The organism is Desulfobacula phenolica (assembly GCF_900105645.1).
Lineage (GTDB): Bacteria > Desulfobacterota > Desulfobacteria > Desulfobacterales > Desulfobacteraceae > Desulfobacula > Desulfobacula toluolica.
Window position 1 is genome coordinate 149293 of the sequence record NZ_FNLL01000008.1, and the last position, 15686, is coordinate 164978.

The 15686-nt window shown below is 41.3% G+C and carries 12 protein-coding genes; 3 read left to right on the top strand and 9 right to left on the bottom strand.

All coding sequences use genetic code 11. The annotated features are described in order from the left end of the window. Positions 1-24: 24 nt before the first annotated feature. Positions 25-570, bottom strand: a complete 546-nt coding sequence (locus tag BLT94_RS14235; RefSeq protein WP_014959113.1) for an FKBP-type peptidyl-prolyl cis-trans isomerase — start codon at positions 568-570, stop codon at positions 25-27. A gap of 173 nt (positions 571-743) precedes the next feature. Between BLT94_RS14235 and BLT94_RS14240 the strand changes: the two genes are divergently transcribed. Both BLT94_RS14240 and BLT94_RS14245 read left to right on the top strand, forming a co-directional pair. Continuing rightward, on the top strand, positions 744-905 hold the full coding sequence (locus tag BLT94_RS14240; RefSeq protein WP_014959114.1) for a YqaE/Pmp3 family membrane protein: 162 nt from the start codon (positions 744-746) through the stop codon (positions 903-905). Positions 906-1178: 273 nt separating this feature from the next. Next, positions 1179-1370, top strand: coding sequence for a hypothetical protein (locus tag BLT94_RS14245; RefSeq protein WP_014959115.1), 192 nt, complete (start codon positions 1179-1181; stop codon positions 1368-1370). A gap of 113 nt (positions 1371-1483) precedes the next feature. On the opposite strand, the gene BLT94_RS14250 is transcribed toward BLT94_RS14245, so the two are convergent. The 8 genes from BLT94_RS14250 to BLT94_RS14285 form a co-directional block, all read right to left on the bottom strand. Beyond that, positions 1484-3409 (bottom strand): methyl-accepting chemotaxis protein, encoded by a 1926-nt coding sequence (locus BLT94_RS14250; RefSeq protein ID WP_092235434.1) that lies wholly within the window; start codon positions 3407-3409, stop codon positions 1484-1486. Positions 3410-3595: 186 nt separating this feature from the next. Beyond that, the gene (locus BLT94_RS14255) at positions 3596-4099 is read right to left on the bottom strand and encodes a cache domain-containing protein (RefSeq protein ID WP_092235437.1); all 504 of its coding nucleotides are present in this window, start codon (positions 4097-4099) and stop codon (positions 3596-3598) included. Between the two features lie 615 nt (positions 4100-4714). Continuing rightward, positions 4715-6292 carry an MBL fold metallo-hydrolase RNA specificity domain-containing protein gene (locus tag BLT94_RS14260; protein ID WP_092235439.1) on the bottom strand — a complete coding sequence of 526 codons (1578 nt, stop codon included), beginning with the start codon at positions 6290-6292 and terminating at the stop codon, positions 4715-4717. A gap of 110 nt (positions 6293-6402) precedes the next feature. Then, complete coding sequence (locus tag BLT94_RS14265) at positions 6403-7158, bottom strand: DUF4197 domain-containing protein (RefSeq protein ID WP_092235442.1); 756 nt, start codon at positions 7156-7158, stop codon at positions 6403-6405. Between the two features lie 25 nt (positions 7159-7183). Continuing rightward, positions 7184-9208 (bottom strand): AsmA family protein, encoded by a 2025-nt coding sequence (locus BLT94_RS14270; RefSeq protein ID WP_092235445.1) that lies wholly within the window; start codon positions 9206-9208, stop codon positions 7184-7186. A gap of 244 nt (positions 9209-9452) precedes the next feature. Then, positions 9453-9950, bottom strand: a complete 498-nt coding sequence (gene tpx, locus BLT94_RS14275) for a thiol peroxidase (protein WP_092235448.1) — start codon at positions 9948-9950, stop codon at positions 9453-9455. A 183-nt stretch (positions 9951-10133) separates the two neighbouring features. Further along, positions 10134-12269, bottom strand: coding sequence for a Tex family protein (locus BLT94_RS14280; protein ID WP_092235451.1), 2136 nt, complete (start codon positions 12267-12269; stop codon positions 10134-10136). A 57-nt stretch (positions 12270-12326) separates the two neighbouring features. Beyond that, positions 12327-12887, bottom strand: a complete 561-nt coding sequence (locus tag BLT94_RS14285) for a manganese efflux pump MntP (protein ID WP_092235454.1) — start codon at positions 12885-12887, stop codon at positions 12327-12329. Positions 12888-13511: 624 nt separating this feature from the next. Between BLT94_RS14285 and BLT94_RS14290 the strand changes: the two genes are divergently transcribed. Then, on the top strand, positions 13512-15677 hold the full coding sequence (locus BLT94_RS14290) for a right-handed parallel beta-helix repeat-containing protein (RefSeq protein WP_092235457.1): 2166 nt from the start codon (positions 13512-13514) through the stop codon (positions 15675-15677). The last annotated feature ends 9 nt before the right edge of the window (positions 15678-15686 follow it).

Consider the following 15686-nt stretch of genomic DNA (forward strand, 5'->3'; position numbering starts at 1 on the left):
AGGGAACAAAATTATGATTTAATTTTATTTGCAGCAGCCTGAATCACAGCCACAATTGGAATCAGAACCGCCATCGGAATCGGAACCACAGCCTGAATCACAGCCACACCCGGAACCGCAGCCATGGAAATCGGGTTCAAGCCCTGTTTCAACAATGGTAATATCAAACTCAAGGGTTTTGCCGGCCAGGAAATGGTTGATATCCATTTTGACCGATTCTTCCCCAATTTCGGCAACAATCGCAGGAACAGGCTGTCCCTGGGGATCTTGAAGTTCAAGCTGTAAGCCTTTCTCCAAGGGAATTTCTTCAGGAAAATGCATTTTGGGGATGTCCACATAATGCTCTTCATTTCTAAGGCCGTAACCATCTTCCGGTTTAATCACCACAGTCTTTTTTTCACCGACTTTCATACCGATAACCGCCTGGTCAAATCCCTTGATCAGCATGCCTGAGCCAACTGTGAACTTTAAAGGAGTTTGTCCTTGCGATGAATCAAATACTTTGCCGGTTTGAAATTTACCCGTATAGTCAACCGATATGGTATCCCCCGATTTTACTGTGTCTGTCATTTTTCAATCCTTCAGGGGAATCTCCCCTTTTTTAAGGTCTTTGGTTTTAAACTCAAAGCCCTATAAGATAATATAAAACTTGCATCTGTCCACCTTATTATTATATTTTCGGCTATAATTTAAAAAAACGGTTATGTATCCATCAAACAAAAACCTTTGCAAAAGGAGTCATTATGGAGCTGATTAAAATTATTATTGCGGTTATTCTTCCGCCACTGGGCGTGTTTTTACAGGTCGGCATCGGCAAGCATTTCTGGCTTAATATCATTTTAACTATTTTAGGTTACCTCCCTGGTATCGTCCATGCAATATGGGTTATTGCAAAAAACAAATAACACCCTGAATTCCCAACAACTCCGGGCCATAATAATGCAAGGCCCGGAGCCGTCACATCCTGTTTATTTTGATTCCATACATCTTAAATATTAAGACCATTATCATGGACTTCAATCTTTTATATGCCAAGACTAAAAGAAAATAAATATATAATTTTGTTTGCCTTGACTAACAAATATTCGGTCTTAATTTATCAAACATATAGTAAACACCACACGGGGAATAAACTTCCCTTTATATATAAGCGAAACTCAAAAAAAGAGGATACTGAAATGAAAAATATGCCATCAAGAGACATCACCGGAAAATGCAAAGAAGGTGAATGCAGAAATTTAGTCAGGGAAGGCGAAGAAAAACGCCAGAAAGAACTTAAAGCCTATGCCTACAGCGGAGGATCAACCAAAAGTGTTCCATGGGCAAAATCCAGAAATGAAGCACCAGGATTTTATGGCGGCCATGTATGATTTATAACCGCTGAAAAACAAACAAAGACCATCTAATTTTCCTCACAAACAAGCCTTAAAGCAGCCCTGGAATTAAGGGCTGCTTTTTATTTTCACACGCTGTCGGGACTTCATCATGCCTGATAAACAGTCACTTCTTTTTCAATAGAAGCTAAAAGATTTTTTTCAACTCCATTGCCAATCCTTTCTCCTGTTTGCTCATGCCTTGAAGAGACAAGTGAAATAGCAGGCTTTTCATTATCCATTACTCCCAATTTCGTAATATCAGTTGCCATTTTATCAGTTGCTATTTCATTATTTTCGCCAACCAAGACAATCAAATCAGTTACAGCAACTTTCATCTGCTCTGCCTGGGCATTCATCTTTTCAGCGGATAAGGCAGATTCTTCAGCATTTGCAGCATTTTGCCGGGTTACCTGGTTCAAAACGGCAACGGTCTTGTTAATCTGATCAATTCCCTGGGTCTGTTCCTTAGAAGCAGCAGCAATCTCACCCAGAAGTTCTCCTACCTTAAAGACACTTATCGCCACTTCAGAAAAAGCATCATTGGTTGTATTAACGAGTTCCGATCCGTCTTTTACTTTTTTGACTGTGCCTTGAATCAAATCGGCTGTACCTTGAGCAGCTTCCGCAGAGCGCATGGCAAGATTTCTGACCTCATCTGCAACCACTGCAAATCCAGCTCCTGCCTCACCCGCTCTTGCTGCTTCAACCGCTGCATTAAGGGCAAGAAGATTGGTCTGAAATGCAATTTCATCAATTGTTTTTATAATTTTTTGTATCTTTTCACTTGCAATTGAGATCTCTTCCATGGATATCGTCACCTCTCTCATGGAATCATTGGCCTTTCCAATCACAAGAGTTGCTTCTTTCATAAGGGTATCTGCCTGGTTGGCGTTATCTGCATTTTGTCTGGTCATGGAAGACATTTCTTCAAGAGAGGAAGACGTCTGGTCCAGTGATGACGCCTGCTCGTTAGCGTCATCAGCAAGAGATAAGCTTGCTGATGATAATTGACCGGCAGCTGCTGCCACCTGGTTTGATCCAATAGAAAAACCGGCAATACTTCGATTAAGGGGTTTTGTAATTGAACGGAGGATACACACACCTGCGATCACTAAAGCCAAAACAATTGAGAGAACTGCAATAACATTCATCCAAAACAGACTGTGATCAATATGGATCAACTCTTTTTCGGCATAAGAGACAATTTCTTCTATGGCCGCCTGTACCTGGTTACGAATAATGTTAAGATCTTTCTCAATGGCAATCTTATTGTTCCAAAATGTACGAATTTTTTCCATCTGTTCCGGAAGAAATTCGATAGTTGCAACGGTTTGTTTGCCATAATTAAGGTGATCAATGTCATCAATAAATTTACTGACAAGAACGATATCTTTTTTATCTTTTTGGATCTCTGCAAAAATCTCTTTTAAACGACCAAGAAACGCTTTTTCATCCTGATGAAGAAAAAAATCCTGATTCATACTGAAAAGCAGTTGCTGCACCCAAAACATCGTGTCCTTTGCTATTTCAGCAAAATTTTTCAAATTTTCATCAATCTCTTCCACATTAATCATTGCAAGCCCAATCTCAGCATCTATTTCTTTCATGGTTGCAATGGTCTGCTCATTGAGTTGAAAAACACGTTCATCCAACTTGTCAATTTCGCTATCAAAAGAACTAACAACTTGAAAAAGATTTTTAAAACAATCATGATATTTTTTGATGAGCTTGCTTAAACCAAGAATTTCTCCTCCCTTACCATTGATTTCATGAGTTTGCAAAACGCTAATAGATTTATCAATTTGTTTGATATATTTGTTAAGTTTATCGGCAGTTTCTTTTTCATGCTGATTTAAAAAATTTTTTTCTTCGACGATTGCGCCCATGAGCGAACTGTTTATTTCTCCGAGTCTACGAACACTCGTATTAAAACGATTAGACTTCTCAGCCAACACACGAGTGATACCGAACTGAAATCCTATCATAACAATGCCGAGAATTATCAATGCCGCAATTTTTGTCGATATTTTCATAGTAGTTTCCTTTAAATACTCAACAGACTGCTACAAAATAAAAAATATGATTGATTTGTTCACAACATATAAGAACATTGCTATTACAACATGATGCAGACCAAATGGAAAATATTTTAATTTTTGTAACAGCCTGTAAAAAAATATTATTTAGTAAAGACCCTCCTTTTTTTACAAGTATAATATTTATTGTATCAACTGATTGAGTTCATCAATCGTTGCATCATCGTTATAAATTCCTGCAGCTACCTGGTAAGGAGAATTCGGCACCTGTAAAACATAAGTAATTTTTCTGGATGGAATTTTTTCCCCTACCTTTGGCCACATATAATCAACCCATCCGCCATTGGGCCTGTTGGCGACATCACAAAATTCTGCAAAAAAATATTTCCCATTCGTATCTTTTATATTCATGAGCTGCATTCCGCATAATTTCGGTTTAATAGGATGAGCTGCATCAGTCCCTTTTTCGGCATGGATTACCCAAACATAGGTATCTTTCCATACCCAACGTCCGTTTTTATCCATAAACTCTGCCAACCCATTGTCACCGGTTTTGTTGAGAAATACAGCTGCATCTTTCACCTTTGCGACAACTTCTTCAGAGGTTGCATGATCATTTGCAAAAACACAGGGTGCCATGACAGCGATTAAAACCATTGCAATCAGCAAATTAACGATACTTTTCATCTTTACGCCTCCCAATCTTTAAAATTAAGTTTATAATATTTGTTAAAAATTATTCATACTCCTGCAATATATATAAAACTGAAATTACATTCATAAAATATCTATGAATTAAGCTTTATTTTATAAAAATAATTTCACTACAACCTAAAATTTTAAGCTAAAAGTGTGCCAAATTATGTATTAAGTTATAAGTGATTAACATTTAATGACAATCCGAACACACCCTTAAAATTTAAAACCTTTGAGGGGGTGTTTGGTTTGTAACGACACTATGAGATAGATACTGCCTTTTTGGGGCTGACGATTTTGATTTTAAAGTAATTCGAAAAAGATGTTATGAAACAACCTCATGTTACAAAATATGACGCCCTTTAAATTTTAGCTTTCGTTAACTTCCGGGGATACTTCGGGAAAGCCGCTGCAGAACCGAGACTCAGCAGCCCCAGCGCCGGGAACTGTCTCGTCTTTTAAGAACCTTCTCACGCATCGCAGCCCTTCTCTCCTCCCTGGTCTGAAACATCCGGACCATCTGGGCAGAGCTGAAAGCGGCCCTGGATGGAATCCAGGGCCGCTTTTGGCCGCTTTTATTTTTTACACGCTGTAAGAATATTTTTTTTAAAAGGAGATCTTTTCACCGGGTTTGGGAATAAACGTATCATATCCTTTTTGTTCAAGGTGCTTTGCAAATGAAGCACTTTGAGATTCTTCCCCGTGAACGATTCCGATTTTTTTTATTCTAAGATTTGACTGGGTGATGATTTTCTCAAGTTCGTTCTTATCTCCATGGGCACTGAAGCCGCCTATTTTTTCAACCTTTGCCAGCAGCGGATAGCTTTTGCCCAGTATCTTTAATTCAGGGGGTTCAGTATTTTCTCCTGACGGAATATTATCAAAACCCAGTTCCTGAATCCGTCTGCCCAAGGTATTTTCAGCCATGTACCCTACAAGCAGAATTGTATTTTTAGGATTATGAACCTTATACCGAAGATGGTGTAATATCCTGCCGGCTTCACACATGCCCGAAGCAGAGATAACAACATGGGAGGAGGTATCCTGTGTCAGGCGCATGGATTCTTCAACGGTCTGGACAAACCGGATTTTATCAAAAAGGAACGGATTTTTCCCTTTTTCAAGAAAGGTTTTATGAGTTTCCTTATCATAACTTTCCGGGTGTTCGCCAAACACCTTTGTAATATTGGATGCAAGCGGACTGTCAACATATACAGGGTGTCTGGGAACTTCTCCTTTGTCGTACAGTTCATGAAGAATATAAATCAATTCCTGGGTTCTGCCAAAGGCAAAAGAAGGAATAATCACAGATCCGCCTCTTTCAAAAGTGTCGTTCAGGACTTTTTTAAGCCTTTTTCCCAGATCTTCCACAGGCTGATGCAGCCTGTCTCCATAGGTACTTTCAGTAATGAACAGATCAATGTCGCGGTCTTCTTCATCAAACACCAATGTCGGGTCTTTTAATATCGGCTTTCCAAAACGGCCCACATCCCCTGTATACAAAATCCGGGTGGTCTTACCATTGTTTTTGACGGTTACAACTGAAAAAGCAGACCCCAGGATATGACCGGCCACATAGAACTTTACCGTGGTATTTTCACCAATGGTCACCGGATAATTAAAAGGATACCCATCAATAAAGCCAAGAGACTGTCTTGCCTGCTCCATGGTATAAAGCGGGGTAATAATATCCAGTCCATGCTGTTTTTGAAGATCATTAATAGCTTCATTGTTGAGTTCATATGCATTTTTTTTCAACATCTTTTTGATGTTGTTTTTTTCTTTGTTGGACACCTTTTGTTTTACATTGTTATTTTCCAGTTGATATAAAAAAGATCTGAGAGACTTGTAATTCAGATACTGGGCATCCGATTCCTGGATATGCCCGCTGTCCATCAGCATATAATCCAATGCATCTGCCGTGGGCCGGGTGGTCACTATCCGGCCCGCAAAATCCTTGCTGGTCAGAACGGGAATGCGTCCCGAGTGATCAATATGTGCATGGGATAGAATCATGTTGGTGATCTTGGTTCTATCAATGGAAAATATTTTATTTTTTTCTTTGCTTTCTTTTCGTCTTCCCTGGAACATACCGCAATCAAACAGTATCCGGTCCGTACCCGTATCCAGAAGGTGCATTGATCCTGTTACTTCACCTGCCGCGCCATAGAATGTCACATCCATAAATACCTCAATCGCTGTTGTCGGATTAATAAGGGTCACAAATTTTATAACTTGAACACAATAGCTTGTCTTTTTGCTCAATTTATTTTATTTGCGATCCTAAAATCTTTTTATTTGTTAAAAACTTTTTTCAAAAGTTCAGTTGTCCGCTTTGCCGGATTTTGCCTTATGGCTGCTTCTTCTTTTGCCATATAATAAAATATGCCGTCCATTCCCTTTTCAACCACATAATCGGTCAGGTTGGCTTTTATATCCGGTACAAACGGAAGGGATTTGTATTCTTTCATCATATTGTCATAAGCCTGTACCGCACCCACTTCCGAAAGGCTGGTATCAATCACGGGCTTCATTTCTTTGGCCAGCTGAGGAGACATTTTTCCCTTAAAATACTGGGTTGCAGCATCGTCAGGCCCATTGTAAATCTCGTTCACATCCTGAAGGGTCATCATGGAAATGGCATCCACGAACAATTGTTTCGCCCTTGGCGTTGCAACCTCTGCCGCCCGGTTCAACTTTAATTCAAGATCCTCAAACAAAGAGGACATGCCGACCTTGCCCAGCATGAATTTCACCTTATCAAGGCTTGCAGGCAAAGGAATGTGAATGTTTGCATCATTGTTAAATCCGTCTGTTGCACCCAATTGACTCACGACATTTTGAGAACCAACCTTAAGAGCTTCTTTGAGGCCTGAACCGATCTCTTCAACCGTCAGCGCACTTATTTTATCGCTCCCCCCAAATGACTTTAACAGTTCACTGCCTTTATCCAGCCAGGAATTACCGGCAAAGGACTGCACACAAACCATCAGAGTAACAATGACAGCCGCCTGCATAATCCATATAAATTTATTGCTCAGATATCTCATTTTTTTCTCCATTATTAACGGGTTGTTAGTTAGTCATACCGGGAAACAGGCCTTTAAACTGCTTTTTCAAATCTTCTTTTACAGATTCTATTTTTTGTTTCTGATCCTCTTTTGTTCCCAAAACATCTTTTAATCCTTTTACATCCGGAATACCTCCACTGAGCATGCCTTTAAGGTCAGGACGAATTTTAGGAGACTCAAAAGCACCGGTTATCAAGACAGGAACCATCACCCCCGATCTTTCTTTGGTATCTCCCTGGCCTTTCAAGGTGGCGACAAATTTTGGCTCCACCCTTAAATCAAGCATTTCTTTTGCAAGATTGACGTTTCCTGTAACAAGTAGCCTAATCAAAGGAGAAGTCAGGCTTGTTCCGATTGTATTCACAAGGCCGTTTTGAGCAGTAAACGGAATTTTAAGTTCTGCAAAATCCGTTCTCGGCTTTTCCTGTAATTGTTCTCCCATTCCAAAACTGGTTTTGACGTTCCGCACCATACCGGCAAGGTCAAAACCGATAATGGCACCGTCAACAAACAAAAGTTCCCCTTGCCCGGTCAAGGTCTGCTTGATCATATCAGGTGTTTCACCTGTCATAAAAATCCCCAGATCCGCTTTCAATGTTCCTTCGATCAACTCTTTTTGCAAGACGTCTTTCATCAAGGGTCCGGCCTGGATACCTTTGGCATTAATGGTCATTTTTGTTTGAGGATCATTTTTTTGAACATTAAGTTCAACAGTTGATGCTATATTACCCTGGTAAAGATCCAAGCCTAACGGATCAATTTTAACAATGCCGTTTTTTGCCATAATATGGACATCAATATTTTCAATAGTTGCGCCATGGGCCTTTAATTTATCTACCTTTACTTGCCCGTCAAGAACCAGTTTTCTTAAGGGGCTGTAATCTGTTTTCTTTTTTGCAGGAGCTGCTTTTGCAGGTTCAATTTTTTCCGGTTTTGTTTCTTTTGCCAAATGTTCAGGCAGATACCGGTCAAGGTCGATTCCGTCCAATTGAATATCAAACTTTAAATCGGGTTTGGAAAACGCTTTTGCCGAAGCTGAAAATACCGCTTTGGAATCATCCATAACAAACACACCATCAGACAAAGAGACGTTTTGCGGATTACCTTTTAAGCGGACTTTAAAAGAGACGGCATTTAATACAGCCGGGTCCTTTGTCAGGACAGGAAATTTTTGGTCCAGCGCAGCAAATAATTTTCTGGGTGAAAAAGAAGACACATCCACTTCAAGATCAAAATCCCTTCCTGCCAGGACATCAATAAGATTACCTGTTAAACTTACTTCCAGCTCTTCCAAAGCTTTTAACACAAAATCAAGGGCAATTGTTCCTTTGCCGGGCTCCTTGCCAATGGGACCGGCTGTTCCGTCAAGGGAAACGGGTTTGCCGTCAACCTTTGCGCTCAATGAAATGCCCACTGGATTTTCAAGACTGAGATTGGTCAAATTCAAATTCAGATCCGAGATTTCTTTTTTAAGATTTGTTGCCTGATCCAGATAGATCAAGTGGCCGTTTGTAATGGAAAAATTACCGACCATCAGATCCTCAATCGGCAATCCCCGGCTTGTTGAAGGTTCTTGCTTTTTCTCTTTTATCTGTTTTTGATCCTGAATCTCTTGTTTCCCCTGTTGTTGACCCATCCCCTGCCAGTTGGCTTTACCGTTTTTTAATTTTTCCAGGTAAATCACTGGGGTGTCCAAAACAAAGGTTTTTACTTCTATTTTCTTTGACAACAGCGGCATAACCTTGAGCCTGACCTCAAAATCCTTCACTGATACCATATCATTTTGGCTGTACCCGGCAGGACTACCCAGGTGAAGATCCGTCAATTTCACCCCAACCCAGGGAAAAACGGAAATATCCATCTCATCACCGAGTGTAAAGGATCGCCCTGTCGCTTGTGCAACTTTTTGCTCAATCATGGGTTTATACTTTTGGACATTAATAACTTGAGGAATGATAATGATGGCTGCAATGACAAGAACTAAAAAAACACCGCCTGAAATTAACAACCATTTAAGAATGTTTTTCATGGGTCTTCTCCAACTTTTTTTATAATATATGTTTAAAACACCTTATACTCATGACGTTCTATAATTTTCAGACAGAAAACCGTACTCATTATATTTTTATTCATCTTATGCTTACTATCCAGCACATCACAGACAGTCAAAATCAAAACCTGACTCATCCTTCAAAAAAAACATAGTTAAAACCCCTGATTAAAATCAGCAGCAAGACTGCTGAGATTAAAAAGAGGTTTTTATTTTATACTGATTATAATGCTGCGAGTGCTGCGTCATAATCAGGTTCATGCGTAATATCGTCAACCATCTCGGCATGCAAAATTGTATTGTTTTCATCCAGGACAATTACCGCCCGTGCTGCCAAACCTTTTAATGGGCCGTCTTCGATCAAAAGACCATAGTCCTTTAAAAAATCAGGGCTGCGAAACAGCGAGCCTGTCACCACATTGTCAATGCCCTCTGCACCACAGAACCGTTTATGTGCAAAAGGAAGATCAAAGGAAAGACATATGACCTGTGTATTTTCAAGATCTGATGCTTTTTTGTTAAATGTTCTTACGGATGTGGCGCAAACATCCGTATCAATACTGGGAAAAACATTTAAAACTTTTCGTTTCCCTTGAAAATCCTCCAAAGAAAACTCTGACAAATCCTGTTTAACGGCAACAAATTTTTTTGCCGTACTCCCCTTACCTGGGAATTCACCTGCCAACTGAACAGGATTTCCTGCTAATTTAGTTGTGGCCATTGGATATCTCCTTTTTCATGATCAATGATTTGTATTAAACTTCTCGTACCCTTTGAATCATGTTCTTTTTTAAAAAAATGTTCTTTCTAATAGTAATGGTTTGGTCGATTTTTTCAAGATGAATTCCAAAAAGATAGTTTTGGATAAGGGGGTCTGCTCTGAACAATTTGCCCCCTTGTTCCATTAAGTTTTCTTAAGGGAAAGAGAAATTCTTTTTCTTTTCACATCAACTTCGAGAATGGTTACGGTTATTGCCTGCCGGACGGTAACAATCTCGTTGGGGTCTTTGACAAAGCGATCTGCCATCTGGCTGATATGAACAAGACCGTCCTGGTGGACACCAATATCGACAAATGCTCCAAAAGCAGTAACATTGGTAACAATTCCCGGTACCTTCATACCGGGTACAAGATCCTTGATCTCATGAATGGTATCATCAAAAGAAAAGGGCTGGAATGATTTTCTTGGATCATGTCCTGGATTTGCAAGTTCCGTTACAATATCCTTGAGAGTAGGCATACCAATGGTATCGGTAACATATTGATTCAAATCAATCTTTTCGATTACTATGGTATTTTGCATTATATCTTCGACATCAAAACCTGCATCGTGCGCCATCTTTTCGACAACACCATAGGATTCAGGATGGATGCCGCTTCTGTCAAGGGGCTTTTGTGCATTGCGAATTCTTAAAAACCCAGCTGCCTGTTCAAATGCCTTTGGCCCCAGTCTCGGCACTTTCAGCAACTCTTTTCTTGATCTGAATGGTCCGTTTTCATTACGAAACAAGACCATGTTGGCGGCAATGGTATCATTGAGACCTGACACACGGGAGAGCAATTCCCTGCTGGCTGTATTAGCCTCAACCCCGACACGGTTCACACAGGAAACCACCACGTCGTCCAGGGACTTTTTCAATAGTTTCTGATCCACATCATGCTGGTACTGTCCCACGCCAATGGATTTGGGGTCCAGCTTGACCAGTTCCGCCAGAGGGTCCATAAGCCGCCTGCCAATGGAGACAGCACCCCTGACCGTGATATCGTGATCCGGGAATTCTTCTCTTGCCACTTCGGAAGCCGAATAAATGGATGCCCCGCTCTCATCCACCATGACAAGGGGAATGCTTTTGTCCAGGTTCAGCGTTTTTATAAACGCTTCGGTCTCCCGGCCTGCCGTTCCGTTACCCACGGCAAATGCCTCTATTTTGTATTTTTTCACAAGGCTTAACACGATCTTTTTCGCTTTTTCATCATTTCCCAGATTGGGAAAAATAAGATCATGGTGCAAAAGCTGCCCCTGGGCATCCAGGCAGACAACTTTACATCCGGTTCGAAACCCTGGATCAATAGCAAGAATTCGTTTCTGGCCCAGAGGTGCGGACAGCAAAAGTTCCTTTAAATTTCCGGCAAAAACATTGATTGCAACATCATCAGCTTTGGCTTTTAATTGATTTACACACTCTTTTTCAATGGATTTTGACAGCAACCGCTTGTAACTGTCTTTTATGGCAAATTTAACTTCCCCTGCACATCCTGATTGCTTTTTTATAGAGTGATTTTTTATGTACCGTCTTTCAATTTGCTGCAAGGCCATGTCTTCATCCGGCAGGACACGGACGGATAGAACCGTTTCTTTTTGTCCCCTTAGCATGGCCAGTATCCGATGGGAAGGTGCGGCAAAGGCTTTCTCAGACCAGTCAAAATAATCCTCAAATTTGATACCGTCCTCTTCTTTTCCCTTTTTTACCATAGATTGAATCTGTGCCGTATCAACAAACAATTTACGGATATCGGCACGGACATCGGCATCATCACTGACAATTTCCGCAACAATATCCCTGGCACCCAAAACGGCATCTTCAACCGATTCAATGCCTTTTGCAGAAGACACATATTTTTTTGCTTCAATAAGTGGGTCCTGATTTGATTGATCCAGAAGGAACAGCGCAAACGGTTCAAGGCCTTTTTCCCGTGCAATGCTTGCCCGGGTTCTTTTCTTGGGCCGGTATTTTTCATACAGATCCTCAAGCTCGGTCATTGAAGGTGCGGTTTGAATATCCTCCTTAAGGGATTGAGTTAAAAGGTCACGGTCTGTCAAGGATTTGAGGATGGCCTCTTTTCTGCTGTTCAAGGCATTCAACTGCTCTATCCGGTCCCGGATGCCGGTAATGGCTACTTCATCCAAAGACCCGGTCCTCTCTTTTCTATACCTGGCAATAAAAGGAATGGTGGAACCCTGTTCCAGCAGTTGAGCAACCGCTGAAACCTGTGAACTGTCCAGTTTCATTTCCAAGCTTATAATGTCTATCATTTCCATGGACACACCTGATAAAAGTTATTGAATAAAATCCATTCTGCTTCTTTATTTTAATTTTCATGGCATTAAATGAGAAAAAAGAACCCGTGAACCAATAAACAACAGAACAATTCCCCCGAAAATTTCCATACGCTTGCCAAACATCACACCCAGTTTTGTTCCGATCTTAATGGCTACAAATGACATCCCGGCTGTGATCACACCTATCATGACGCTGGGATACCAGATATCCACATCCAGCATGGCAAGGCTCAAGCCAATGGCCAGTGCATCAATGCTGGTTGCAACACTGAGCATTACCATGGTCATTCCCCTGGAAGGATCATTTTTATGAATTTCAGATGATTTATCCATGCCTTCGCGGATCATTCTGATACCGACAAAAGCCAGAAGAAAAAAGGCAATCCAGTGATCAAAAGTTTTAAAATAAGACACAAACTTAATACCCATGCCCCAGCCCAGCAACGGCATAAAAAACTGAAACAGTCCGAAATGAAAACACAGGCGAAATTTTGCCCTGGCATTGCTTGCAAACCCTGCGGCAGCCGCTGCAAGAGAAACAGCCGAAGCATCCATGGCAAGCCCGACTGCAATGATTATTATTTCAAATGTTGTCATTTATCTTTTCTATAATCTGTTTTAAGTTAAAATACTGCAACCTATAAAAAATCATTCCATAATGCAAACTGAAAAATCAGCTATTGATATTGTATTCTCACCAATCCGAATATGCATCCCTTCTAAATATGGTGAATGAATGGACAACAAAGGAAAAACCCGGGCAACTTTTTACTATCACTCATCATTTTTTTAAAAATAAAAATTTTCTTTAATTGATTTTTTTAAAGAACCCTTATACAGTAAAAAATTGATCATTTACTCTTTTTTATATCGTTAGGCGCAATATCATAAATAAATAGCCCGCAAGAAAGATCTGTAACTGCTATCTGAAATTTGGAAATAATGGGCTGTGGCCAAACCGTTTATAGGCAAACTGAGTCGATGGAATATTTTAATTTGATATTGTGCCTTAATGACGATTATATACAGGAGGAATAAATTTGGGGACGTGGATACAAGTAAGCTGGGTGCTACAATGATCCGAAAACATATAAAATTCCAGAAAAAAACGGCTGAACAATAAAATCTGTTCAACAAATAATATGAAGTTTAGAGACAACCCCAAAACTTGAATACCCGCTGGGCCAGGATATTTACAAACTACAGAAAGGAATCGATAATATGAAAAAAAATAAATGGTATTGTCTTAGCATGGTCACATTATTGATATTGGCATGCGCTTCAGTCACATTCGGTGCCACACTTGATGTGCCGACTGACTATGCCACCATTCAGGCGGGAATTGATGCTGCCGTGGATGGTGACACGGTTCTGGTCGCTGACGGAACCTACACAGGTGAAGGCAACAAGGATCTTGATTTTAATGGTAAAGCCATCACCGTTCAGTCAAAAACCGATGCCGAGTACTGCATTATTGATTGTGAAAATGATGGAAGAGGCTTTTATTTTCACAGCGGAGAAGATGAAAATTCAGTGGTCTCAGGGTTTACGATTACTAACGGCTATGTTGAATACGGTTACTATGGCGGCGGTGGAATCTGCTGCAAAGACTCTTCCCCCAGTATTCTTAACTGCACCATCAGCAACAATTCGGTTTTGGGTTATACTGAATGGGACAGTGCCATAGGCGGTGGAATTTATTGCTCCGGGGCATCCCCCAGCATCTCCAACTGCACTGTCAGGGGTAATTCAGCTAATAAATACGGTGGTGGGATCTATTGTTCCGAGTCCTCTCCCACCATCTCCGGCTGCACTGTCAGCGATAATGCAGCTGACTATGGCGGCGGAATTTATTGCGATGATTCCTCTCCCACCATCTCTGACTGTACGGTCAACGGTAATTCGGCTTTCAACGGTGGTGGAATTTATTGTTTCGAGTCCTCTTCCATCATATACGGCGGCACTGTCAGCAGCAATACAGCTGACTATGGCGGTGGAATTTATTATAACGACTCCTCCGCCTCCATATCCAACTGCACCATCAGCAACAACACGACTCATAACGATTGGGGCTATGGCGGCGGCATTTACTGTGCCGACTCGTCTCTTGATATTTCCGATTGTACTATCAGTGATAATTCATCCGACGAATACGGCGGCGGAATTTGGTATTGGAACTCCTCTTCCAGCATTTCCAACTCCACTGTCAGCGGCAATTCAGCTGGAAAAAACGGCGGCGGAATTTGTTGCGATTATTACTCTTCTCCCACCATCTCCAACTGCACTATCAGTGACAATGCCTCCAACTCCAACGGAGGGGGAATTTATTGTAATGATTCCTCCCCAACCATCTCCGGCTGCACTGTCAGCGGTAATACAGCTGATGGTAATGGCGGCGGAATTTATTACATATCCTTTTCCCCAAATCTTGCCGATTGCACCATCAGCAATAATACAGCCGCCTACGGCGGAGGCATTTATTATTCCGGCAGCGGTTCTCCGAATATCTCCAACTGTATCATCAGCGGCAATACCGCCGCCGCAACCTATTATGAAGGCAAAGGTGGCGGAATTTATTGTTCCGGCGCATCTCCCACTATTTCCAACTGCACCATCAGCGACAATTCGGTTGATGGCTTCTATTATGAAGGCGATGGCGGCGGAATTTGCTGTGAATGGTGTTCATCTCTGACCATCAGCAACTGTATCATCTGGAACAACACTTTTGATGGAATTTACACCGATTCTTATTCTACAACCATTGTTACATATTCCAATATCCAAAACAGCTATACAGGTAAAAACAATATTAATGCCGATCCTTTATTTGCCGGATATGGAGACTACCATTTGACAACCGACTCCCCTTGTATTAATGCCGGTTCCAACGATGTTGCAGATCTGCCGGATACGGATCTGGACGGCAATCCAAGAATCAGCGGAAATAATGTGGACATGGGTGCATATGAATATGCAGACAGCGCTCCGCCGGTAACCTACAAGCCGGTCGTCGATATCAAAGCCAACGGTTCGGATGACGTGCTAACGGTTGCATCCGGCACTTCCGTTACCATCACAATCAGCCTGGATGCGGGAAGCTATTCAAATCAAAAGGCTGATCTGTGGATTATGTCCATGAGCCCTCGATCAAAGCTTACTTATACGGATACCGTTGGCTGGCAAAAGGGTGTCCATACTTATGTCAGTGAACCATTATCCAATTTTACATCCGTTACGGTACTGGATACGAGTTTACCGCCAGGAAGATACCGTTTCATGATTGCTTTGGATGGAAATGCCGATGGCCGTCCGAATCCAATCTGGAGAGATTCCGTCATCGTGTGTGTTCAACTCGGAAGCGGCCCCCCAGAACCATACTATCAATGACCCTGAAAA